The organism is Sphingobacterium sp. UBA7631 (assembly GCF_002483935.1).
Classification (GTDB): domain Bacteria; phylum Bacteroidota; class Bacteroidia; order Sphingobacteriales; family Sphingobacteriaceae; genus Sphingobacterium; species Sphingobacterium multivorum.
Window position 1 is genome coordinate 195,541 of sequence record NZ_DLIX01000005.1, and the last position, 23,099, is coordinate 218,639.

General features: G+C 39.3%; 24 protein-coding genes. 9 read left to right on the plus strand and 15 right to left on the minus strand.

From position 1 onward, the window contains the following. Positions 1–132: 132 nt before the first annotated feature. Genes B3P16_RS24345 through B3P16_RS09270 form a run of 3 tightly spaced genes read right to left on the minus strand, consistent with a single transcriptional unit; the run spans position 133 to position 738 of the window. Positions 133–210, minus strand: coding sequence for a potassium-transporting ATPase subunit F (locus tag B3P16_RS24345; protein ID WP_084823209.1), 78 nt, complete (start codon positions 208–210; stop codon positions 133–135). After that, positions 211–588 carry a DUF7674 family protein gene (locus tag B3P16_RS09265; protein WP_112376186.1) on the minus strand — a complete coding sequence of 126 codons (378 nt, stop codon included), beginning with the start codon at positions 586–588 and terminating at the stop codon, positions 211–213. A 27-nt stretch (positions 589–615) separates the two neighbouring features. Next, on the minus strand, positions 616–738 hold the full coding sequence (locus B3P16_RS09270; protein ID WP_256604641.1) for a hypothetical protein: 123 nt from the start codon (positions 736–738) through the stop codon (positions 616–618). Between the two features lie 683 nt (positions 739–1,421). Between B3P16_RS09270 and B3P16_RS09275 the strand changes: the two genes are divergently transcribed. Beyond that, complete coding sequence (locus B3P16_RS09275; RefSeq protein WP_115045806.1) at positions 1,422–2,153, plus strand: 3-keto-disaccharide hydrolase; 732 nt, start codon at positions 1,422–1,424, stop codon at positions 2,151–2,153. Between the two features lie 91 nt (positions 2,154–2,244). Here the strand turns inward: B3P16_RS09275 and B3P16_RS09280 are convergent, their stop codons facing one another. The 4 genes from B3P16_RS09280 to B3P16_RS09295 form a co-directional block, all read right to left on the minus strand. Then, a complete protein-coding gene (locus tag B3P16_RS09280; protein ID WP_046674568.1) occupies positions 2,245–2,715 on the minus strand; it encodes a hypothetical protein in 471 nt (156 codons plus the stop codon). A 165-nt stretch (positions 2,716–2,880) separates the two neighbouring features. Continuing rightward, a complete protein-coding gene (locus B3P16_RS09285; RefSeq protein WP_046674567.1) occupies positions 2,881–3,198 on the minus strand; it encodes a DMT family transporter in 318 nt (105 codons plus the stop codon). A 77-nt stretch (positions 3,199–3,275) separates the two neighbouring features. After that, the gene (locus B3P16_RS09290; protein WP_286842614.1) at positions 3,276–3,833 is read right to left on the minus strand and encodes a Crp/Fnr family transcriptional regulator; all 558 of its coding nucleotides are present in this window, start codon (positions 3,831–3,833) and stop codon (positions 3,276–3,278) included. A gap of 17 nt (positions 3,834–3,850) precedes the next feature. After that, the gene (locus B3P16_RS09295) at positions 3,851–4,363 is read right to left on the minus strand and encodes a DUF4269 domain-containing protein (RefSeq protein ID WP_286842616.1); all 513 of its coding nucleotides are present in this window, start codon (positions 4,361–4,363) and stop codon (positions 3,851–3,853) included. A 282-nt stretch (positions 4,364–4,645) separates the two neighbouring features. Between B3P16_RS09295 and B3P16_RS09300 the strand changes: the two genes are divergently transcribed. Further along, positions 4,646–7,912, plus strand: a complete 3,267-nt coding sequence (locus tag B3P16_RS09300; protein WP_286842618.1) for a TonB-dependent receptor — start codon at positions 4,646–4,648, stop codon at positions 7,910–7,912. Between the two features lie 63 nt (positions 7,913–7,975). Beyond that, on the plus strand, positions 7,976–8,920 hold the full coding sequence (locus B3P16_RS09305; RefSeq protein ID WP_286842620.1) for an MBL fold metallo-hydrolase: 945 nt from the start codon (positions 7,976–7,978) through the stop codon (positions 8,918–8,920). Between the two features lie 41 nt (positions 8,921–8,961). Here B3P16_RS09305 and B3P16_RS09310 read toward each other — a convergent pair whose 3' ends face one another. Further along, positions 8,962–9,561, minus strand: coding sequence for a nitroreductase family protein (locus B3P16_RS09310; RefSeq protein ID WP_070565457.1), 600 nt, complete (start codon positions 9,559–9,561; stop codon positions 8,962–8,964). 142 nt (positions 9,562–9,703) lie between these two features. Here B3P16_RS09310 and B3P16_RS09315 point away from each other — a divergent pair, with 142 nt between their 5' ends. Continuing rightward, on the plus strand, positions 9,704–10,000 hold the full coding sequence (locus tag B3P16_RS09315) for a winged helix-turn-helix transcriptional regulator (protein WP_201303552.1): 297 nt from the start codon (positions 9,704–9,706) through the stop codon (positions 9,998–10,000). 208 nt (positions 10,001–10,208) lie between these two features. On the opposite strand, the gene B3P16_RS09320 is transcribed toward B3P16_RS09315, so the two are convergent. Both B3P16_RS09320 and B3P16_RS09325 read right to left on the minus strand, forming a co-directional pair. Then, complete coding sequence (locus B3P16_RS09320; RefSeq protein WP_286842623.1) at positions 10,209–11,117, minus strand: NAD(P)/FAD-dependent oxidoreductase; 909 nt, start codon at positions 11,115–11,117, stop codon at positions 10,209–10,211. Between the two features lie 10 nt (positions 11,118–11,127). Continuing rightward, entirely contained in the window at positions 11,128–11,469 is a 342-nt protein-coding gene (locus tag B3P16_RS09325; RefSeq protein ID WP_286842626.1) for a class I SAM-dependent methyltransferase, read from the minus strand. Between the two features lie 532 nt (positions 11,470–12,001). On the opposite strand from B3P16_RS09325, the gene B3P16_RS09330 reads away from it, so the two are divergent. After that, positions 12,002–12,664, plus strand: a complete 663-nt coding sequence (locus B3P16_RS09330) for a DUF1349 domain-containing protein (protein WP_115045768.1) — start codon at positions 12,002–12,004, stop codon at positions 12,662–12,664. A gap of 46 nt (positions 12,665–12,710) precedes the next feature. On the opposite strand, the gene B3P16_RS09335 is transcribed toward B3P16_RS09330, so the two are convergent. From B3P16_RS09335 to B3P16_RS09350, 5 genes are all read right to left on the minus strand, one after another. After that, positions 12,711–13,490 (minus strand): helix-turn-helix domain-containing protein, encoded by a 780-nt coding sequence (locus tag B3P16_RS09335; RefSeq protein ID WP_286842629.1) that lies wholly within the window; start codon positions 13,488–13,490, stop codon positions 12,711–12,713. A gap of 29 nt (positions 13,491–13,519) precedes the next feature. After that, entirely contained in the window at positions 13,520–16,075 is a 2,556-nt protein-coding gene (locus B3P16_RS09340; protein ID WP_286842631.1) for a BamA/TamA family outer membrane protein, read from the minus strand. Positions 16,076–16,165: 90 nt separating this feature from the next. After that, complete coding sequence (locus tag B3P16_RS24350; protein ID WP_115045762.1) at positions 16,166–16,453, minus strand: GNAT family N-acetyltransferase; 288 nt, start codon at positions 16,451–16,453, stop codon at positions 16,166–16,168. Then, positions 16,440–16,592, minus strand: a complete 153-nt coding sequence (locus tag B3P16_RS09345; protein WP_159333051.1) for a hypothetical protein — start codon at positions 16,590–16,592, stop codon at positions 16,440–16,442. The genes B3P16_RS24350 and B3P16_RS09345 overlap by 14 nt, the downstream gene beginning before the upstream one ends. 55 nt (positions 16,593–16,647) lie before the next feature. Further along, entirely contained in the window at positions 16,648–17,103 is a 456-nt protein-coding gene (locus B3P16_RS09350) for a DUF1572 family protein (protein ID WP_115045761.1), read from the minus strand. Positions 17,104–17,603: 500 nt separating this feature from the next. Between B3P16_RS09350 and B3P16_RS09355 the strand changes: the two genes are divergently transcribed. The 4 genes from B3P16_RS09355 to B3P16_RS09370 all read left to right on the plus strand — a co-directional run bounded on the left by B3P16_RS09355 (position 17,604) and on the right by B3P16_RS09370 (position 23,096). Then, a complete protein-coding gene (locus B3P16_RS09355) occupies positions 17,604–17,924 on the plus strand; it encodes a hypothetical protein (protein WP_286842633.1) in 321 nt (106 codons plus the stop codon). Between the two features lie 89 nt (positions 17,925–18,013). Beyond that, entirely contained in the window at positions 18,014–18,613 is a 600-nt protein-coding gene (locus B3P16_RS09360) for a TetR/AcrR family transcriptional regulator (RefSeq protein ID WP_046674552.1), read from the plus strand. 77 nt (positions 18,614–18,690) lie between these two features. Then, positions 18,691–19,893 carry an efflux RND transporter periplasmic adaptor subunit gene (locus B3P16_RS09365; protein ID WP_115045755.1) on the plus strand — a complete coding sequence of 401 codons (1,203 nt, stop codon included), beginning with the start codon at positions 18,691–18,693 and terminating at the stop codon, positions 19,891–19,893. A gap of 14 nt (positions 19,894–19,907) precedes the next feature. Beyond that, on the plus strand, positions 19,908–23,096 hold the full coding sequence (locus B3P16_RS09370) for an efflux RND transporter permease subunit (RefSeq protein ID WP_070565477.1): 3,189 nt from the start codon (positions 19,908–19,910) through the stop codon (positions 23,094–23,096). Positions 23,097–23,099: the final 3 nt, after the last annotated feature.

Consider the following 23,099-nt stretch of genomic DNA (forward strand, 5'->3'; position numbering starts at 1 on the left):
TGATTTGTATAAAAAGTGTATCATGATCAATCGTCAGCTAACTTTAAGCCCTTCTTTTGACTTCGTAATGCCAAAAGGACTGACTGAAAGCGCAGTTTCATCGCTGACAATGACGAATGAGTAATCTTGTTATTAAAATTTTTCTGGCCTTAAGAGTACATAACAGATGTATGTAAAAACCAGTAGTGCTACAATAAATAAAGCTGTCATTTACTTTGATATTAGAAGGTTATGGATTTGTTGTCCTTTGAGGACCTCTAAAAATGGTGTTGGTAGCTGGGCTTCGATTTCTGCCCATGCATGGACCGAACTTATGCGTCGAAGACCTCCTAAAGATCTAACAAAAAGATTTTCCAAAATGTATTTTACATAATTGTTTCCTCGTCCATAAATCATTCCGAGGAAATGAATATGCTGGCAGATTTTGTCCGTGCTTTGCAGTACTATTAAGCTCCGAAGATGATTAATAACAGCCTGTAAAGCTCCTGCAAAATTGTGCTTCCGTAATAGGAAACTAATCTCTGATCGGATTTCTTTGTAATGGAGCGCCATATACAGACCTGCACCGTATTGATTTAATTTTTTCATGTTGTTCGTAAAACTATGTATCAAAATCTACCCGATATAGAGTTGAAAAATCATTGCAATAATCAATACCACTACGATGACCTTCGCTATACGGTCGCCCGACACATTATGAGCGGAACCTCTGCCTTTATTTTCTTGCTTCTCTTTCATATTATTTATTTTATATTTTGCCGAAAAAGTCGACCATTTTATAGAATAACCAGAAGAAAAATAGTCCAGTTATGATGAGTACAATTGTTATTACCATTGTTAAACTTTATTAGTGACTTGCGATTTCATTTTTTAAACTTGAATTTAATGCTAGTAGCTTTGCCGATCGTCCCCCTCGGCGGACTCTTACCACATACTTTTCTTTTCCGTCCTGTTTTCATATTTACATTCATTTGTCCCCATAAGCCAAATCCTGTTCCACTGTACCGAAAAACATCATAAAACACTATTAATCAGATGATATAAAAAAATAAGTCACAAAATAGAATTGGAGAATCCTATCATTTTGATAAGGTTATTTTATCAAAATGAGAATGACTATGCTGAAAATGTGATCAAATCATTATAATGTGTACCTTGTCATCTATGCTTGAAAGGTGACCAAAGAAGTATAGACGGCTTGAGCCGATTTATCTTTTAAAATGATGGGCCAGCACATTTTAAAAATTCATGAATGAATGGGAGAATATGTGAACCTCGGGATAAGTATTAGCAGAAGCACTATGTAACAAATTTGCAAAGGAATATGAAATTGTCTCCAAAAGTTCACATTAAAAATTATTTTAGGGAATACATATTGGTTGGGAAAACGTATTAAAGAGACACTTATAAAAATAAAAACAATGATAAACTTAAACCTTTTCAAAAAAATCACCTTATGGGTCTTTCTGGGCTGTATTTTACTCTCCTGTCAAAATGAAAAAAGCAGTCCCAATACATTGACAGAAGAAGAGCAACGTAATGGCTGGCAACTTTTATTTGATGGTAGCACGCTCAACAATTGGCATACGTACAATAATAGCAAAAATGCGCCTACGGCCTGGATTGTAAAAAATGGAACAATTTACTGTGACCCAAACAGTGAAAGCCAAAAATACGATTTGGTATCGGACAAAGAGTATAAAAATTATGAGTTTAAGTTTGAATGGAAGCTGGAAAAAGAGGGAAATAGTGGCGTTTTTGTCAACGTACAGGAAAGACCCGATATTAATGCGACCTACCATTCTGGACCGGAGTACCAACTGTTGGCAGATTCCCATCCTGATTTTGATAAACCGCTAAAGCGTTCGGGCTGTCTTTATACATTTCTACCGCAACAAAACTTTGTCAACATTAAAACGCAAGATGATTGGAATGAATCCAGTATCGTTCAGAAAGATGGAAAAATTACATTCTTCCTAAATGGAAAAATCACTGCTGAAATGGATTTTAATTCAGCTAAATGGAAAGATTTAGTAAAGCATAGTAATTTCAAAGATTATCCGGAGTTTGGTAAGCATATCAATGGGAAATTAGCACTGCAGGATTGGTCGAGAGGCGTATCGTTTAGAAATCTAAAAATAAAGCTTTTATAAAAAAAGTCCTTCACATATGCGAAGGGCTTGGACGCTAAAACAAAAAATTGTTTTAGCGTCTCGATTATAAAAAATATCGCAAGAAGTATTACTACCGCCATTCAATTCTTGTATCTATCCAAAAACAATCCCTATTCCGCCGAAATAGATCTTCTGGTCTTTGGTGATTGTAGATGAGTTCTTCCAACGCATTAAAATTATAGCGAAACATATCTTCATCCTTTGACTGAATAGGGCGCAAAATTGAATCTTCATCATCGATAAAAATATCGGATTCGAAAATATTGATTTGATGCGTATTCACCCAAGCAATTGCCATTTCCTTACTCATTCGTTCCAATGCTTTGGTCGTTTCCTGATATTGTTTCATTTCCCAGGGAAGATCTTCCGGATAATGAGAAGCAATATAGTCTTGGTACGCTTTTATATCACCTTCACGGAGACATTCATTGCGAAGCAATAGTCTTGTCGTGTCTCGAGCAAAGCTAATATACTCCGGCCGCATAAATAGGCCGTACCTTTTACTATACAATTCTATTTTTTCTGCTAGTTCTTGCCTCATAATTTGATTATCAAGCAAAAATCATCCCAACCTACTCTTTTATAAGGAGTTTTGATTAAAAAAGTGAGTTTCAAACGACGTTGAACACTATAGTCAAGCAAATTGAGTTCACCTATATAATTTATTTAAATCTTCCCTAACATAAATAGCATTTCCTGTGGCTTTTTAGAATATTTTTAAACCGATAATTCCAGCGACGATCAATGTTGCTGAAAGAAGCCTAAATATATTGGCAGAATCTCCGAAAAAAAAGATTCCAACAATCAATGTTCCCACAGCTCCCAAACCTGTCCATACGGCATAAGCTGTACCGATAGGAATTGCCTTTTGAGCGTAAAACAATAATCCTCCACTAATGCTCATAGAAACAATAGCCAATATGATCCAACCCAATTTATTTGAATCTGGCTGTTGAGCCATTTTTAATCCGAGCGGCCAGCCAATTTCAAAAATGCCAGCGATGATCAATGCAATCCAATTCATTTTCAATAGTTTAAATTTCTACAGCAAAGATAATCGCTAAATGAGGAGCATTTTTTGACTTATATCAAAATCGTACCTTATCGCCGGATCCGACTAAGTGTTTCTTGTGTAATCCCCAAATATGATGCAATATGACCGAGATTAATTCTATTTAACAAATTGGGCTGTAAGCGCATGAGCGATTGATATCGTTCTACTGCAGATTCGGTATGCAAGGACATAATCCGTTCTTCAAGAATAATACAAACCTCCTCGGCAATCTTCCGACCGATAAGATTTAGTTCAGGATAAATTCTATACAATTCATTCAAATCGTCTACAGAAATTGCATAGATCTCGGAGTCTTCCAGAAGCTGAATATTTTCAAAAGAGGGTTTTTCAGTATAAACGGGTAAAATCGATCCAAAAATCTGGTTTTCCTCACCAAACCAGCTGTTCATTTCACGCCCGTTTTTAAAAAAATAAGCTCGTAGTAATCCTGTACTTAAAACAAAATAGCTGGATAAATGCTGCCCTTCTCTCAAAAAATGCTCGCCCTTTTTCTTAAAGAAATAACGCGTTCTATTTTCTACCGCTTTCTCAATTGGTTCATTGAGATAGCCATATTTTTTGAACTGTTCAATTAGGGGATTCATTCTATTATAGATTAAAATTATTCATAGTTCATCGTGTTATCTGCTGGATTATACTTTAGAAGTTCTGTATATGCATCGCCTTCAATTCCCAATAGCTGACAAAATGCAGGCTCAGTTTTTATCCCACTCCTCTTGAGCTGTCTGACCTGTTCAGCGAATTCTCCACCCCTCAATTGAATAATTTCATGCTCTTTAAGCATATGTAAGTATCCATTCTGAATTTCAGTTGCTTTATCCGTTGCATAAATTTCAAAAAGCTGCTCTTCAATCGTGAAACGGCAGACGATTACACGATCGGCCGGCCGCCGTAACCGAAAATGTGCATGGTTCGAAAAATTAAGAGACAGCATTTCTTCAAGAGCATCAAAATTGTCGACACACAGAATAATGTCTATATCACTCCCACCCACATCCAGCTGAATCGGTATCGTACCAACTTCAATCGGATCATAAGCATCAAGAAGAGTAGTAATGTGATAATCAGTCAATAACCGATAGGCTTTTTTCTGCACGTCGTTTCCAGACTTCAAATAATCTATGTTTTTAAAATTTATGGTCATAAGTAACGATAAAATCCAATCCGGTTAAATAGGTTTGAATATACTAAACAACAAAAGAAAAAATGTAAACATAATCAAAATTAAAAAATAGCCGCAAACAAGATTGGACTGAATTATCAACAGTAAAAAACGGTTTATACCTACGACAGTGGAAACCGTTAAATAATATTTACTTAACACAAAATCAACACTACTCTCCTACCTTTATCGCGGTTTAAAAATCACCTAGTCATTTAAACAGCTACAAAACAAATGAGAAAACATTTGATTACCAGTATTTTGCTAAGCACAATCGGTACCTCACTTACCTATGCGCAAAATGAAACCACCTCTGCTCTGAATGGAACCGTCAGAGCGGGAAATTCGCCAATCAATGGGGCGACAATCGAAGCCATACATTTGCCCTCCGGGACAAAGTACGTTACTTCATCACGAAGTGACGGTCGCTATAATCTCCCCAATATGAGAATCGGTGGCCCTTATCAAATCACGGTAACTTATCTTGGGCATTCACCCAATATCAAGCAGATCGAGAAACTGGCTTTGGGACAAAGCTCAACATTAGATATTCAGATGCAGTCCGCATCGCAGGTATTGGATGAAGCTGTCGTTGTAGGTACGAGACAGGGCAAAGTCTTCAACTCCGGCCGAACAGGTGCTGCACAAAACATTTCCCGCACAGCGATTCAAAATCTACCTACACTCAATCGAAGCTTTACAGACTTTGTCAAACTGACCCCTCAATTTTCGATGCAGTACGGTAATCCTTCTTTTGCAGGAAGAAGCAACCTTGCCAATAACTTTACCATCGATGGCGCGCTATTTAACAACGCGTTTGGACTACAGGGAACCATCGGAAGCCAAACAAACTCGCAACCTATCAATATGGATGCCTTTGAGGAGATTTCAGTAAACATTGCTCCTTATGACGTAAGACAAAATGGTTTTACCGGTGCTGCAATCAATGCCGTAACAAGAAGTGGTACCAACGAAGTACAAGGTTCGTTAAATTATTATTTCAGAAATCAGAATTTAGTCAACAAATACAATTCGGCCGGACTAAGAGCACCAGTCAACAACTTCAGCTTAAAAGGCTATGGTTTTACCGTGGGGGGACCAATTATCAAAAACAAGCTATTCTTTTTTGCAAGCGGCGAGCTTGAGCGAAGAACAGACCCAGGAACAAATTTTATAGCTTCACGCGGAGGAAATACGGGGCCGAATGTTTCAACCGTATCTGCGGAGAAACTTGATGAGCTAGCCAACTACCTTAAATCGATCGGGTATAATCCTGGATCTTATCAAGATTATCCTTTGGATACACGCAGTGACAAATTTTCCGTTAAATTAGATTACAATATCGATCAAAAAAATACCTTAAGCGCTAAATATTTCTACTTTCGTTCCTATCGCGACATCTTACCGTCCAATAGCGGCGCGCCCAAAAATAATCGGCAACCGTCCAACCTTGGCCTACCTTTCAGCTCGGCAGGCTACGGTATAAACAACAACATGGACAATGTGAATTTAGAATTACGTACGCGTATCAGTAGCAAATATTCTAATTCATTGACCGTAGGCTACAATGTCATGAACGACTATAGAGAGTCGAAAGGTGGCCAACCATTTCCTTTGGTAGACATCATGAACCCCGACGGTAGTAGCATGACAGCATTTGGTTACGAACCATTTACAGCATTTAATAGCTTAAAGACGAAGGTATTTCAAGCAACCAACAACTTTAATATTTATGCCGGAAAGCATGAGATTACCTTGGGAGCCAATTTTGAAAATTACAAAACTACCAATGGATTTGCGCCGAACTATTATGGAGCCTATACATTTGCCAGTTTAGATGACTTCTACAACTCTGCAAAAAATAATGTTTCCAACGCAACCAAATACCAAATCCAATATTCTGTTTTACCTGATGGATCGTTTCCTTATGCAGAAATTTCAGCACGTATGTTTGGTCTATATGCACAGGATGCCTATGCTGTAAATAACCATTTTAAATTGACTGCTGGATTGAGAGCCGATTTGACAAACATTTCATCACCGAATGAATTGAAGAATGACAATGTAACCAAGTTAAATTTTGATCAAGGTGAAAAGATTGACGTCTCAAAATATCCAAAGAGTGCAATTCTTTGGTCGCCACGAATTGGCTTTAATTGGAATGTCAATGGAACCAATCAAACGCAGGTACGTGGTGGATCAGGAATCTTTACGGGTCGACCACCGTTGGTGTGGATTTCTAATCAGGCCGGAAACAATGGTGTCATGTTTGGTTCTGAATCCATTAATAATCCTACAAACCGTCCATTTACACCTGATGTAGATGCTTATCGCAATGTAAACCACCAAACTGCAGCCAACAACTCGAGTTACAACTTAGCGGTAACCGATAATAAGTTCAAGTTTATGCAGCTTTGGAGAACGAATCTTGCCGTTGACCAAAAATTACCAGGCGGTGTTATTGGAACTTTTGAAGCCATGTATTCAAAAGATATCAATTCGGTCTACTTCCGTAATGTCAATCTAAATACAACGGACGGTCAAGCGTTGGTTGGTGCGGATAACCGTATGCGTTACAGTACTCCTCGTATTTATGGTGCTGCTAAACCTACTCCCGAAAACCCTAATATTTCGGACGCTATTGTCATGTCCAATACATCAAAAGGTTATAGTTATACCTTGACAGGAACATTGTCGAAAGAGTTCAAAGGTGGATTTTTTGCAAATATCGGTTATACCTATACAGATTCAAGATCTGTGAACGATGGAGGATCTATTGCTCAATCCATGTGGCGTGATCGCTATGTGTCGGGTAATCCAAATAGCGCTGACCTATCTTATTCAACTTATTTGGTTAAAAATAGATTTATTGCCAACTTCTCTTACCGTAAAGAATACCTGGATCATTTAGGAACGACATTCTCCTTATTTTATCAACTGCAGGACGGGCCTCGCTACTCTTATACTTATGGTGGTGACCTGAACAATGATGGTTTGTCGGGTAATGACTTGATCTACATTCCAAATAGTAAAGCTGAAATTGCACTTGTTGGCGACAATGCGCAAGACACTCGGACAGCTGATCAATTATGGTCTCAATTGAACGGATACATTAATCAGGACAATTACCTGAACGCGCACAGAGGCCAATACGCGAAACGTAACGCATTGGTAGGAAAAATGATCGGAACACTGGATATTCGTATCGCGCAAGATGTGTTTTTAAATACCAGCGGAAAGAAACATCAATTGCAGATTACTTTTGATGTATTTAATTTCGGTAATATGATCAACAAAAGCTGGGGAGTCGCCCAATTTGCCAACAAAGCAAACGGTATCTTAAATTACAAAGGATTGAATGCGCAGGGACAGCCAACATTCTCCTTCCCGTATTTAGATGCAACAAATCAGATTCCTTTAACCAACACTTTCTCGAACAGTGTGGATGAAACTTCACGCTGGAGAATTCAGCTGGGTGTACGTTACCGATTCAACCAATAAACAAAAAATAACGTAAATTTGAACCCATCCTATAACAACGGATGGGTTTTTAGTTTAATAATCATGAAAAAACTAGCGCTTTCCATTTTTACATTTCTTGTTACCATAACCTGTCAGGCACAGCATTTTGACCTTGTCCCGCTGGGAATATATGGTGGCGAACAAGAAGACAATCTTTCTGCTTATTTAGTAGGCACTCCAAGAGATACGGCCTTCTTTTGCCTCGATGCCGGAACCATAAATACGGGGATTAGAAAAGCTATTGTGTTGAAAAGTCTAAATGGATCGGTCGAAACAATTTTGCATAACCAAATAAAGGGATATTTCATTTCCCATGGACATCTCGATCATCTATCGGGTCTTATTATTAATTCTCCTGCCGATAGCAAAAAGAACATTTTCGCTATTGATCCGGTCCTTCAAATTCTACAAAATCACTATTTTATCACGGATACCTGGATCAATTTTGGTGATCAGGGCCAAAAACCCATACTAGGAAAGTATCATTACAACAGTTTACAGGAGGGGCTGGAAATGCAAGTACCAAATACAGCATTATCTTTGACGGCATATGAGCTGAGCCATGTAAATCCATATAAAAGCAGTGCAGCACTTGTCCGCCATGATAATCACTACCTCCTTTACCTCGGCGATACTGGCGCGGACCGGGTGGAAAAATCCGATCAGCTAGATAAGCTCTGGAATACGATTACCCCACTGATCAAAAATAAACAATTAAACAGCATATTGATTGAAGTCTCCTTCCCAAATAATCAGCCAGAAAATTTACTCTTCGGTCACCTAACCCCCAATTTGCTGCTAGAAGAACTCCTAAAGCTCAAAGAAAAAACGGGACTGAAAAACTTGGAAGGGCTAAGCATAGTGGTCACACACCGAAAACCAACTGGTAACAACCCTGAAATCATTAAAAACGAATTGCTCAACAATAATCCACTTAAAATAAATTATGTTTTCCCCGAACAGGGCAAAAAGATAAGTTTAAACTAATGTAAAAAAGATGAAACCACTATTGGTTTCATCTTTTTTACCTAGAACTCTTCAATTATATCTGCAATTGTCAAACGTGATTTTGCGGTAATTGCAGGCTGATTTGCATCCTCCACATGTCGATAGCCAATAGCAACTGCAAACAGCGTCTGATAGCCATCGAGTTCCAGTATTTCATCGTAGACGGAATTTTCAATTCCTTCCATTGGGGTTGCGTCAATATGATTTGCAGCACAGGCTGCAAGGAAAAATCCCAAAGAAAGATACACCTGTTGCTTCATCCAGGATTGAACATGGAACTCCCCTTTCGACTGCAAAAATTGCTTATAGTAATTAATCGATCCCTCTGGAAGCGTGTTTGCGATCTGCTCTTCAAAGCGATCTACATCGGTAAGTGCGCTAAAGACAACCAGATGGCTTGCCTCATTTATCTTCTGTGCGTTCCAATAGGATGCGGCAGCGAGTTTTTGTTTCATCTCCCCAGAAGAGACAAAGAAGAATTTCCATGGCTGGCTATTGATGGAAGATGGACTCAATCGGATTATTTCCTTTAATTCAGCGATTTTCTCCTCCGGAATTAGCGCTTCTGAATTATACTTTTTCGTTGTGTAACGTTGCTTTGCAGTTTCTAAAAAAGCCATAACATACAAGATTAAATTAACTATATATTTTATAGTTGCAAACTTAAATATAGTATTATATATTTGCAATAACGGTCAAACTTGATAGTAACAGATGTATTTGATAGACAACAAACAATACCCATGCAGTACCAGCCTAACTATGAAATACATAGGCGGAAAATGGAAAGCAGTAATTTTGATTCATCTAATTGAAAAAAAACGTTATAATGAATTAAGAAAAGAATGTGCATTAATTACCGAGCGTACATTAAGCTTACAATTAAAGGAACTTGAGGCTGATGGTTTAGTAAAGCGTACAGTACATACCGAAAAAGCTCCTTTGAAAGTAGATTACGAACTTACACCATTCGGCAAGACGCTTATTCCGCTATTAGAATCTATTGCAGAATGGGGACGGGAAACGGCTAGTCGGACCGAACGTATTCAACAAATGTAGAGTAGGAACCGTCGACTTTTAAAACGATTATCCATCATAAAGGATCACTTCCTGGTGTCGGTTTATCTTATCGGCAGCTATTATTTCAGTAAAATTTGGACAAAAAAATTTAATAAAGACAGCATTTACGCATCAGGAAGTTTTTGTAAAAACTTCCTGATGAATTAACAATGTGTCACCACTGCCGGAAAACAGATCAATACGGCCACTAAAAAACCTCATCAACAAGTTCTTTATTAACCATTGCTCCAGCTAGGTTTCCTGCAGCAACCGCATTCGCCACCGAACGCATCATACTGGAATTATCTCCACAGGCAAAAACATCCGCAACTGTTGTTTTCTGGAAATTGTCTGTTTTTATATGTCCCTGATCGGTCAATTCGCAACCTAACATTGCAGGAATAAGCGAATGTTGCCTGAAAGGTATGGCAGCATAAACAGCATCAAAGGCAAGTTCACGACCGTCTTTTAATTGTACCTGTTGGACCCATCCATTCTTATGCTGGATTTTAGTTATTTCTTCTTCAATAATCGAAATACCATGTAACTTCAGTTTTGCTTTCTGCTTAACATCAAAACTAGCCTTACCCGAAGTCAATAGCGTTAAGTCGTTCGAGAGATTATTGACCAATCCCGCTACATGAAGTGCACGCTCTCCATTGGCCATAATAGCAGTTTTTCCTTTTCGAAATTCATAACCGTGACAATATGGGCAATGGATAACCGAAATTCCCCAACAGGCTGAAAATCCTTGTATACTAGGCATAATATCTTCCACACCGGTCGCAAAAATGAGCTTTTTAGCGTGAAAGACGTCCCCATTTTCGGTGGTTATTTCATACCCTGTGGCTGTCTTCGTGCCGCTCACAGCAAGCCCTTTCTGGAACTTGACACTCGGGTAGTTCAGAACTTCCTCCCTCGCTTTTTTCGCTATACTAAGCGGCTTTTCACCATCATGCGTAATGAAATTATGAGCGTGCGGCGTCTGTCGATTACAAGGTAGCCCACTATCGATAATCAACACATTCCGCAAGGAACGGCCCAATGCCATCGCTGCAGAAAGCCCCGCATAACTTCCCCCAACGATAATTACCTCATAGCTTCTATCATCTTTCATAAATATATATTTAAATATTAATCCTCTTCTGACAAATGATGAAGTAGAATGGAAAATTTTCCTCCACTTCCCTAATTTCCATTAATCCATAGGGATCGAATTCGGCATGAATGGAATCGACATCGTAAAAAAACATATGTACTCCACCAAACATTGCAAATCGATCAGTGCCTATGGCCTCCCCCTTTCCATAGATGCTCGCTAGCTTTGATACGGTCGTAAAAATCATATAACCTCCTTCAGCTAATTGGTCAAAACAATGCTGGATTAACGCATTACGTTCTTCAGCATCCAATAGATGAATAAGCCCGTAACAAAATATACCGTCATATATATCCTGATCAAAAGGCATTTCATTAACCGAACCATGATGGATAACCGTATTTCCCCAAAGGATTTCCGGGCGAGTTCTATTGCCGTTTTCGAGATCTCAATGCCTGTAATTTTTATTCCATTTTCCAAAAAAGGGCGACCGTTGCGACCGTAGCCGAACCCAGGAATCAGTATATTTTTGATGTTGTGTTCCAAAAAAAAGCCTACTGCAAACGTTGTAGACTTAGCGGCTTCATCCCCCCACATTTCTTGCCTCTCTATAAAATTACGTTCCCAAAATTCCATACTGCTGTTGCTTATATTGTTTAAAATTGAAATCGATCTTGTTTGCTATACCGATTCGGTACTACAGTGGATTAAAAGTCAACTCAGCGAAGATAGTATTTTTCACTATTGCAACTATGTAGCAAAAACATTAAATGCAATTAAATTGCAAATAAATTACAATAGGATGAATTATTGAAATCATGGTTATTTATCAGTATTGAAAACCTGGGCTATGCTTAAATATCTTTGCTGATGAAAATGAATATCATTACAAAAACAAAAACATGAAAACTATAAAGACATTTTTAGCAGCTTCATTATTTCCATTGCTTACGATACAGGCCAGCGCACAAAAATTGGATAAGATGCTTTGGTTTAACGAACCAACAGAATGGAACATCAAAGACAATTCACTTTCGATGTTCGTTACGCCTAAAAGCGATTATTGGCGTATCTCTCATTATGGATTTACAGTAGACGACGCCCCCTTTTTCTATACGCTACGCGGGGGAGAGTTTGAAGTCAAGGCAAAGATCTCGGCGAACTACCAAACCCGCTTTGACCAAGCAGGTCTCATGCTGCGCATTGATCATGAAAACTATATAAAAGCAGGGATAGAATTTGTGGAAGGAAAATACAATTTGAGTACAGTCGTTACGCATAAAACGAGTGATTGGAGCATTATTCCAATAGATAAGGAAATCCCTTTTATTTGGATCAAAGCAATACGTCGATTAGATGCTGTCGAATTTTTCTATTCTTTTGATGACAAGGAGTATATCATGATGAGGAATGCCTGGCTGCAGGATAATCACCCTGTTATGGTTGGTTTAATGGCAGCTTCACCAGACGGCAATGGCTTTCAGGCGAAATTTGACTATTTTACGATCAAACACCTTGCAGATCAACGTCGAAGCAAATGGCTGAAAGAGAATAATTCAAACTAAAAAATATCGACGCCCGTCTAAGACAGCCCCATAGACGGGCGTCATCTTAAGTCAGTATGTCCTGCTGCATCTTGTTAAACACACTCACTGCTTCATATGAATTTCGTACACGAAGCTTTTGGAGTATATTTTGCCGATGCCTGTTAACGGTATTAATGCTCAACCCTAATTTTTCGGCAATTCGTTTACTAATCATCCCCTCCTTGATGCAGCTTAAAATTTCTTTCTCTCGTGTACTAATCGAAGTTTTCGCACCATAGCCATCTAAATGATGGACTACGCCTGTTACCTGATTGAGGATATAATTTCGAAGATTAATTGAAGTTTCAGTTTCTGGTAGTAAGGTATAACAGCATAAAGCCAGCTGGGGGAATTCCGGTCCTGAGGTGTCCAAGTAAAAAATCTGATGGGACAGCTGGATGATTTGCCCCTCTCTCCCTTCGACCCGAAGTATACTGTTTGCTTGATAATTGAATCGCTCCGCCAGATCCTTTTTTTTGACCAAGTTGAGAAATTGAAGCTCCAAAGCATGCTTAATGGCCAAATCATCGGGGTAAACACGTTCGAGAAGAAAATCTTCCCAAATACCGTTTATTTCCAGCTTCTTGTCATATGAAGGAAGGTAAAGTCGTTCTGCAATTGTCCCCATATAGGTATAACTCCAGTTTGCCGTCAGGTCACTCAGTACGACTATACCGTTATGAATGTCGGCAAAAGTTTTTGCGTAACTCTTATAGTGTTTTAGCACAGATAAATCGATGCTGCTATTTCGTAATCTACGCTCAGCAAAATTTCTATCTAATTTTTTTTTGATCTCCGATTTCATTTTATACTTAAAAGCTTCGTTTTAGGTCTTTAAAAAGAAAGTCCAATTCGGAGATAGGGCAAGGTTGCTTCTTTACTGAACCCTATTACTCCTTGAATAGTTAATAGATCTCCTGGCATAAAATAAATTCCGCCACCATATCCCATATGCCAGTCATTGGAATTTTCATGACTCATCCAGACCCTTCCTACATCATAGAAACCAATTGCCCCGACTGTTCCAGGAACGATATAAGAAGAGTAGCTAAATAATTTCAATCGCATGTCAAAATTATTATAAAGCGCTGTTTTCCCAGTAAATCGCCGAGAATTATACCCTCTTAAGCTCATTTCTCCTCCAATTTGTGCGTGCTGATAAAAATAGGGATCTCCCCATACCGCATCAAATCCCACACGATTAGCAAAAGTAATATAGTTGTCGGCAACCGTTTTATAAAAACTCATGGAATGCTGTAATTTTGTATAGTTGCGGCCCTCCCCTCCGATTTCAGCATTCCACCCCAATCTAGTGTGAAAATGTACTCCCGATTTTGGATTACTGATATTATCGCGGGTATCGTAATCTATACCAGTGGTGACCCCAGTGAAAAAATTACTACCGTAGATAGGCTCCGAAGGATATTTTTCATGAAACTCTTCAAAGTATCGTCCAACATTATTTAATTCTTTGCTATTATAATATTCGGAGGAGGATCCATAGAAAACCTTGAATTTGGGGGCTAGGTATCTTTCTAGAAAAATATCACCATTCACAAGATCAAATCGATTTCGGTAATAGGAAATGCGCTTTGAGTCCGATTTATCAAAAATGGTATTATTTCCATACCCAAAGAAGTTGCTCAGGTTTTTGGGCCCAAGGGATGAAAGATGAATGTAAAGATCATGCCCTGCAATGAGTTCCTTATAATTACCTTTGTAATCAAACATAAATGATTCGCGACCGGTCAAATAACTGGCAAGAAACTCATGCCTATACGCATAAGGTTTCTTTCTGAATCCTTGATTTTCGATCATATACCCCAGTCCAAAAATAAGTCCGCGGTCAACGCCATAGTCCAAATTAAAAACAACTCCTTTACGATCATAGACAAAATTGTCATAGTCAAACGTATGGACAGCGCTGTCTTTGCTCAATTTCAGATGAATAGCATCATCAACCTGGATAGTACCCTGAACCTGCTCTTTACCATCATAGATATAAACTTTGCTGCCATTGGCAAATTTGTCTGTTGTACGGTACAAATCCTGACCATCACCACCAATAATCCGAACCTTTATGGGCGATTTGCCCGATCCATGGAACTTATATTCATCAGCGCCCGATATACCATATATGCGAACTTCTTTGGTCTGATCAGGTACAAAAGTACGTTTTAGCAATTTTCGCCCTTCGGTGCCATCCTTTTTCTTGTTATGGATATTGACAGTGACCGAACCATCACTATTGTAATCGACATCTACAAATTCAGATTTGGCGGACAATGGTAGTTCAACGACACGGGCTAGAAATCGGTAGTAGGTTAATCCACTTTCCATCAGTTCGTCCCTTCTTGAACGAATATTTGTTTCCAGTTCATTCGCGCTCATTTTCACAATGGTATCAGGCATCGTTAACATAGCCTGATGAATCAACGAATCCGTCAATGTTTTCTGAACAAATTGTATTTCGTCAATCCACTCGTCCTCTGTAAGATGTGTGAGAAAAAAATGATCAAAAGTACTTGCATTAAAATTCCAATGGGGCACATTTCGGATATGTGGACTAAAGGGTTGCAAATGGGCCTTCAACCATTGATAGGAAAGTAATGTTGGAAATACCCCCGAAGTTTTATAATACACCTTATCCCTATCTCTAGGGACAGGCGTATAGATCTTTTTACCTTTTTCTTTTTCAGGGTCCCAACGCCAGTTGTCTTGATGGCGATCCCAGTCGCCCAACGTAAAATCTAACAATCGTGCACGTAGTGTGAGATTCTGATCAATTTGTGTATCATTGTCTTCCAACACTTTACGCATGACTTTTGCGCTATTATCCGTTTTTTGATCCTCAAAAGGGGTACGCGCCTCAAACATATAGGCCCTATTCTTAAATACCTCACGATACTCGCCAAACCTTGGATCATCTCCCACAAAAACCAGTTCCGGCGACGCTGAAGGAATTCCTAAGGCTTTGTTAAATGGCGGAACGGTCAATGCTCCAAATGGATGATGTATCGAAATCTGATCCTGTACAATATCTTTTGCAAATGTCTTTCGGAGGCTTTCCGGGAGACTGCGTTCAGGGTATTTCTGAATGGACCTGAGAACCCACTCCCTACCCGAAGAATCTACCAGTCGAAGCGACTGGGTCTGCATTCCGCCGCCCAACTTAACGATCTGAAGTCCACCTCGCTCTGTAGCGAGATCCATCAAACGCATCTTAACAGGAGTATTGTATAATTTACGGTAACTATCTCCAAGCCAAAATCGATGCAATAATCCCACTCGGTCATACTCAGGTGCGATCACCGTGGTAATACTGTCCATACGCTGCGCATGCGAATTAAAAACACAGCAACAGGCAATTAATGTAAAGATTCTTCTCATTTTATCTAAGTCGGGTCTTCGAGAAATCAACAGTCGATACAGGTAGAATGTTTGATGGTCTCGATATCTATTTGGGCTAAAGTTCACCTTTTAAAGCAAAGAATCAAAAACTTTCTGCTCCTTTTTTAGTATAAAACCGCTATTTTGATAAAACTTATGGCTCTCGGTTCGAATGGTATTACATCTAACACGCAAACGGCGACACCCTATTGACCTAGCCGAATCGGATGTCGCATGCAATAATAATCGACCCAGCCCCCGACCTCGATATTCTTCATCGACAACCAATCCCATGATTTCCGCATAAACACCAGTCTCCATACTGATAACTTGATGAACTTGAATCCAGCCAACAGTTTTATTGTCAATGGCCCCCACAAATACAGCATACTCCTGCTGCCGTAATAGATCTTTCCAAAATAATTTTCATTCCTTCAATATCGGCTGGATAACCCAGTTGCTCGGTCAACCTTACGAGCTCCAAGGCATCAGATAATACCGCTTTTCTTAAGTCCATACTATAAATTTGTTTCCTATGTTTTAGAATAAGAATAGATCACCCAATACTTCAGTTATGCATCAGGTTGATCCAACAATCGGCGGTGATAATTTATTTGGCCAAGGTGATAAGTTAGATGGGTGGTCAGATGAACGAGCAAATACTGCGTCGTTGTTTTTTCTTCAAACACGAGTATGGGATATATCTCTTGCAGATTCTCTTCCGACAAGAGATCCAAAGAGCGGGTAACCACATCAATCGTATCATCTACCTGATCTATTAATCGTGTTCGAGGAATATCTTTTAACGAAAACTCAGCAGCTCGATCCCTAATATACCCTGTCTTTCCTATTTCAGCACCGATGTACGTTTGAAGATTTCCAATCAAATGTAGACATAGATTGCCCGCTGAATTGGCAATATTTGGTTCAATAAGCCATATATTTCCTTCTTGTTTGTACAATGAAATTTCATCCCGCAGCCTGTTTAAGTCCCGTTGGAAAAGGCTTTTTAAAGTTTCTATAAGCATAGACTAAATTTAGATATATTTCTACTCAAAAAAGCAATTTCTATATCAACACATCAGCTTTAGCCTTAAATAGCCATATTGATACGAATCAGAATATACATCTCCACATGATATTATGTAATTTTAAACAACTTAAAGAGCTATAACCATGAAGATAGTTTCAAATTTCCCAAAGAAAACTTGGGTAATTTTTAGTGTAATAACAGTCGCGGCTACCATTCTCTTCGCTAAATGCGATGGCCCATCCGATGGAAATGACAGATTGGGTTTTCCATTTCCTTTTTATGAATATATGGGTGGCAAGCGCTCAATGGAACCTGAGAATCGAAGTAGTTTCAATCCTATTTATCTTCTTTTCGATCTTATTATCTATTTTGGACTTGCTTATTTTTTCACATTTTTAATCAAGAGATCTAAAAAATAGTGTACATTGAAATGGAATTAATCGACCAAATTATTTCCATCTTTTTTTACAAGTTTTAAGCTAAACCGCCTTTCCGATGAAGAGGAGCACAAAAATAACCAACCAAAGTATCGAATCTGCAGGACTTCCCAAAGACCCTAAACATGCCATTGCTGAATATTTCTGGAATGGATTTGATGCAAAAGCCACACAGATTGAACTCTCTATAATTAAAACAGACCTTATCCGCACCTATCTCGGTTTCATCGACTTGTTATTGCAGTCGGAAAAAAGCACGGAAATCCTCCCTATCATCGAACAGGCATTTCCTCTAACTGACAAAGAAAAGAATCGCATAAAACAGCTTATAACCCGCGCTGTGAACGATGAAAACACTTCTTCCGAGCAGAAAAAATAACACATTTTTATTTAATGACTTTTAGATGTCAATAAATAAAATTAAAAGTATCACTTTTGCTTAACACTGTTAAATTATTTACGCATAGCATGGGTAGCAAAGAACGGATACAACGGCTCAAAGATGAGAATAGAACTAATATTCTAGATGCTGCGCTCCAAATCGTCAAAGAAGAAGGATGGCAGGCCTTGAGTATGCGCAAAATTGCAGATATCATCGAATATACTGCCCCCATGATATACGAGTATTTCGCCAATAAAGATGCCATTCTGATGGAGCTTGCTAACCAAGGTTATCTCCTGCTTGCCAAAAAAGTAAAACAAGCCAAATCAACTGAAACCGATTTGGAGAAACAATTGGAAGCAATGTGGTTTAGCTATTGGGATTTCGCCTTCGAAGAACGCGAATTGTACCAATTAATGTTCGGTGTGGGAACGGCCTGTTGTGGTTTTGAAAAAACCTATAAATGTGCTGAATCCCATGGAAAATTGATAAGTGATGTCATCCGTGAAATCATGAAAGAGAAAAACCCATCCGAAGAATTGATCTGCAGGAAGTATTTTACGTACTGGTCAATTATACATGGATTGATTTCGATCAATTTGGTAAACCAAGGCAATGGCGACAATACCAATCAAGAGGTTTTAAAGGATGCTATTTACGGCATCACACGCTCCCTGACTGATTAATTTTTTTACACCAAAAAATACAACGTTAAGAAATCTAACACCGTTAAATATACCAAAACTTCAATTTTTAATATCACATGAAAACAAATCTATCACCAAGTCTTAAAAGGATTTACGTTCCAACACTTAACAGTGTTAAACGAATTAATATCGTAAAGACTGCATATGTGCTCAGTGCAATCTTTCTATATAGTTGTTCAACAGGCACGAGCAAACCCATTGATCCACCACCGGTTAACCTTCCGGTCGTTACCATCGAGAATGGTAACGAGACGGTTTATCAAGAATATCCAGCAACTATTGAAGCTTCGGCCAATATTGAGATCAGGCCACAAGTCGAAGGGATTTTGGAAAACATCTATGTCGATGAAGGTGCTAAAGTAAATAAAGGTCAGGCGCTTTTTAAGATTAACGACCGCCCTTATCAGGAACAATTAAATCAAGCTAAGGCAAATTTGCTGGCAGCAAAAGCTTCCTTGGAAAACGCCGAGTTAGAAGTGGAAAAGAAAACAAAGCTGGTGAACACCAAAGTACTGACAGACTTTCAGTTAAAAACTGCAATTAGCGCACGTAACGCCGCTAGAGCAAATGTACAACTGGCACTGTCGGCGGTTGAAACGGCAAAAATCAATGTCGGATACACGCTAATACGGGCTTCAGCAGAAGGATACATCGGTAGATTGCAGCGCAAACAAGGGAGTTTAGTGGGACCTACAGACTCCCAACCACTTACAGCATTGTCAAATGTAAGGGATCTCCATGTCTATTTCTCATTGGGAGAAAATGACTTTATCGCATTCAAAAACAATACAGAAGGTAGTAATTTACAACAAAAGCTTCACAACCTACCTCCGATCAGCTTAGTTCTTTCGGATCAGACAATTTATGATCAGAAAGGAAAAATTGATATGGTGGATGGCCAGTTTGACAAAAATACCGGTGCGATTACCCTCCGCGCGACTTTCAACAATCCGGAAGGGGTTTTACGTAACGGAAATACCGGCCGTGTAAGACTACAGAAGAAGTATGCACAAGCATTATTGGTACCTCAACTTGCTACCCTTGAAATGCAGGATAAAATCTTCGTTTACACCGTTGGCAAAGAAAATAAAGTTGTTCAACAGCCCATTACTGTCATCGGAAAAAGTGGTGCAAATTACCTCGTAAGCAAAGGACTGAATGCGGGAGATCGGATTGTCTACAAAGGCATTGACCTGCTTCAGGATGGGCAGAAAATTACGCCACAAGCTTTATCAAGGGATAGCATCAATTCATTATAATATTAGAAAATCACATGCTTAAGAAATTTATAGAAAGACCTGTACTTGCTACCGTTATCTCCATATTACTTGTCATATTGGGGGTGATTGGTATCCTTAAACTGCCTTTACAGCAGTTTCCCGATATTGCACCGCCCGCGGTGCAAGTAACGGCATTATATCCTGGGGCAAATGCCGAAACGGTACTCCGTGCCGTAGCTCCCTCACTCGAAGAGTCAATCAACGGTGTTGAAAATATGAGCTACATGAGCTCTACTGCCAGTAACGACGGCTCGTTAATGATTACCGTATATTTTAAACTTGGCACTGACCCTGACCAAGCTGCTGTGAACGTCCAAAATCGTGTGGCTCAGGCAACCAGCCAATTGCCCGCTGAGGTTGTACAAGCCGGAATTACAACAGCAAAACAGCAAAACAGCTTGATCATGGTATTGGATCTCTATACGGAAGATCAGAGTAAATACGATCAGACCTTTATTACCAACTACGCGCAAATCAATATTATTCCCGAACTGAAACGGATACCTGGTGTTGGACAAGCATTGGCGTTTGGTGGTAGCAAAGACTACTCCATGCGGGTATGGCTTAATCCAAATCAAATGGCGACCTATAAACTAACGCCTGAGGAAGTTATGGCTGCAATTCAAGATAAAAACGTTGAAGCTGCTCCTGGTAAATTCGGCGAGAGCAGCCGTGAAGCTTTTGAATTTGTGATCAAATATAAAGGTAAACTCAACCAACCAAGTGACTACGAAAATATTATTATCCGCTCCAACACTGACGGTTCAGTACTTAAACTCAAAGACGTCGCTCGTGTTGAACTGGGATCCTATACCTATGCGAGCCACACCCGTATCAATGGCAAAGCAGGATTGAATATTGGGGTAATGCAGCTGGCAGGTTCGAATGCAAATGAAATTCAGATCGCGATTCAAAAATTCATGGAGAAAGCCTCTTTAAGCTTTCCGAAAGGTGTCAAATATCTCGTTTTATACAACACAAAAGATGCACTTGATCAATCTATTGACCAAGTAAAACATACACTAGTTGAAGCATTTATATTGGTATTTTTAGTTGTCTTTCTATTCCTTCAGGACTTTAGATCGACATTAATACCAGCGATTGCAGTACCAGTAGCCATCGTTGGAACATTTTTCTTCATGCAGCTCTTCGGCTTTTCAATCAATCTATTGACCTTGTTTGCCCTGGTGCTTGCCATTGGGATTGTCGTCGATGATGCAATTGTGGTCGTCGAGGCAGTGCACGCCAAGATGGAACATGAAAATCTCCCACCTAAGCTCGCTACAACATCTGCCATGAGCGAAATCACCGGGGCAATTATCTCGATTACATTGGTGATGTCTGCCGTATTCCTTCCCATCGGCTTTATGGAAGGTTCTACCGGAGTGTTTTACCGACAATTTGCTTTCACGTTAGCGATTGCAATCGTTATTTCAGCAATTAATGCCTTGACACTAAGTCCTGCGTTATGTGCACTCTTCTTAAAACCAACGCATCATGGTCATTCTGATGCTAAGAAACTTAATTTCAAGGAACGTTTCTTTGCTGGATTCAATGTTGGATTTGACCGGTTGACTAAAAACTATTTAGGTAGTCTACGCTTCTTGATCCGTTACAAGTGGGTTGCATTTGCAGGATTGGCGATTACCCTACTTTTGACAATATTTATGATCCGTAAAACACCTACTGGATTTATTCCGTCGGAAGACCAAGGATTTATTGCCATTTCTTTATCCATGCCTGCAGGCGCTTCGTTAGATCGTACTTCTGGGGCATTAGCCGAAGCTGAGAAGCAACTTCAACATGCTGATTTTACCAAAACTTTAAATGTACTTGCTGGTTTCAATATTTTAACACAATCCACAAGTCCTTCAGCGGGTGTTGCATTTATCCTCCTTAAACCACATGAAGAACGTGGTCAGATAAAAGACATCAATGCGATTATGGCCGATGTGAATCAACGCCTGGCAAATATCAAAGGCGCAAATTTCTTTGTCTTTACCTTCCCTACAGTACCAGGGTTCAGTAATGTTGACGGTCTCGATATGGTATTGCAGGACAGAACCGGTGGACAACTTGGAAAATTCAGTGGCGTAGGCCAGAAGTTTATTGGCGAACTGATGAAACGTCCTGAAATCATGATGGCTTTCACAACCTTTAAAGCAGATTATCCACAATATGAGCTCCAGGTAGATGATATCAAGGCAGAGCAACTTGGCGTAAGCACAAAAAGTATATTACAAACCATGCAGGCCTATTTTGGTAGTGCCCAAGCTTCAGATTTTAATCGTTTTGGAAAGTACTATCGTGTGATGGTCCAAGCTGATGCCAAGGATAGAAGTGAACCTACTTCAATGGACGGTATTTTTGTAAAAAACAGATTAGGTGATATGGTTCCCATCAATACATTAGTCAAATTAGAACGTGTATATGGACCGGAAACAGCATCGCGGTACAACTTGTTTAATTCAATTGGCATAAATGCAATACCAAAACCCGGATATAGTTCTGGAGACGCTATCCGTGCAGTTGAGGAAGTTGCAAAACAACAATTGCCTACTGGATTTACCTATGAATTCTCAGGTATGACCAAGGAAGAAATTGTCTCCGGAGGACAGTCTACATTGATTTTTATTCTCTGTCTGATATTTGTTTACTTCTTGCTTGCGGCACAATATGAAAGCTACATCATTCCATTAGCGGTTATTCTATCCATTCCGACCGGCATATTTGGCGTCTTTGCAGCAATTAGCTTCACTGATATCGCCAACAACATCTATGTACAAGTTGCACTTGTCATGTTGATTGGTTTACTGGCCAAAAATGCCATTTTAATTGTGGAATTTGCTATTCAAGGGCGCAAACAGGGGCTATCGATTCCTAGCGCTGCACTTAAAGCCGCAAGATTACGTTTGAGGCCTATTATAATGACTTCTTTAGCCTTTATTGTTGGTATGATTCCAATGATGACAGCCGTAGGTCCGTCTGCTCAAGGAAATCATTCCATCAGTATTGCCGCTGCGGGTGGGATGTTCACCGGAGTAGTTTTAGGACTCTTTATTATCCCGATTCTCTTTATTTTCTTCCAATTTATCCAAGAGAAAATAGCTGGTGTCCCGAAGCAAAAACAGTATGAAAGCGAGACCGCTTCGTTGGAAATACCCGTGCATACAAACAATTAGTAT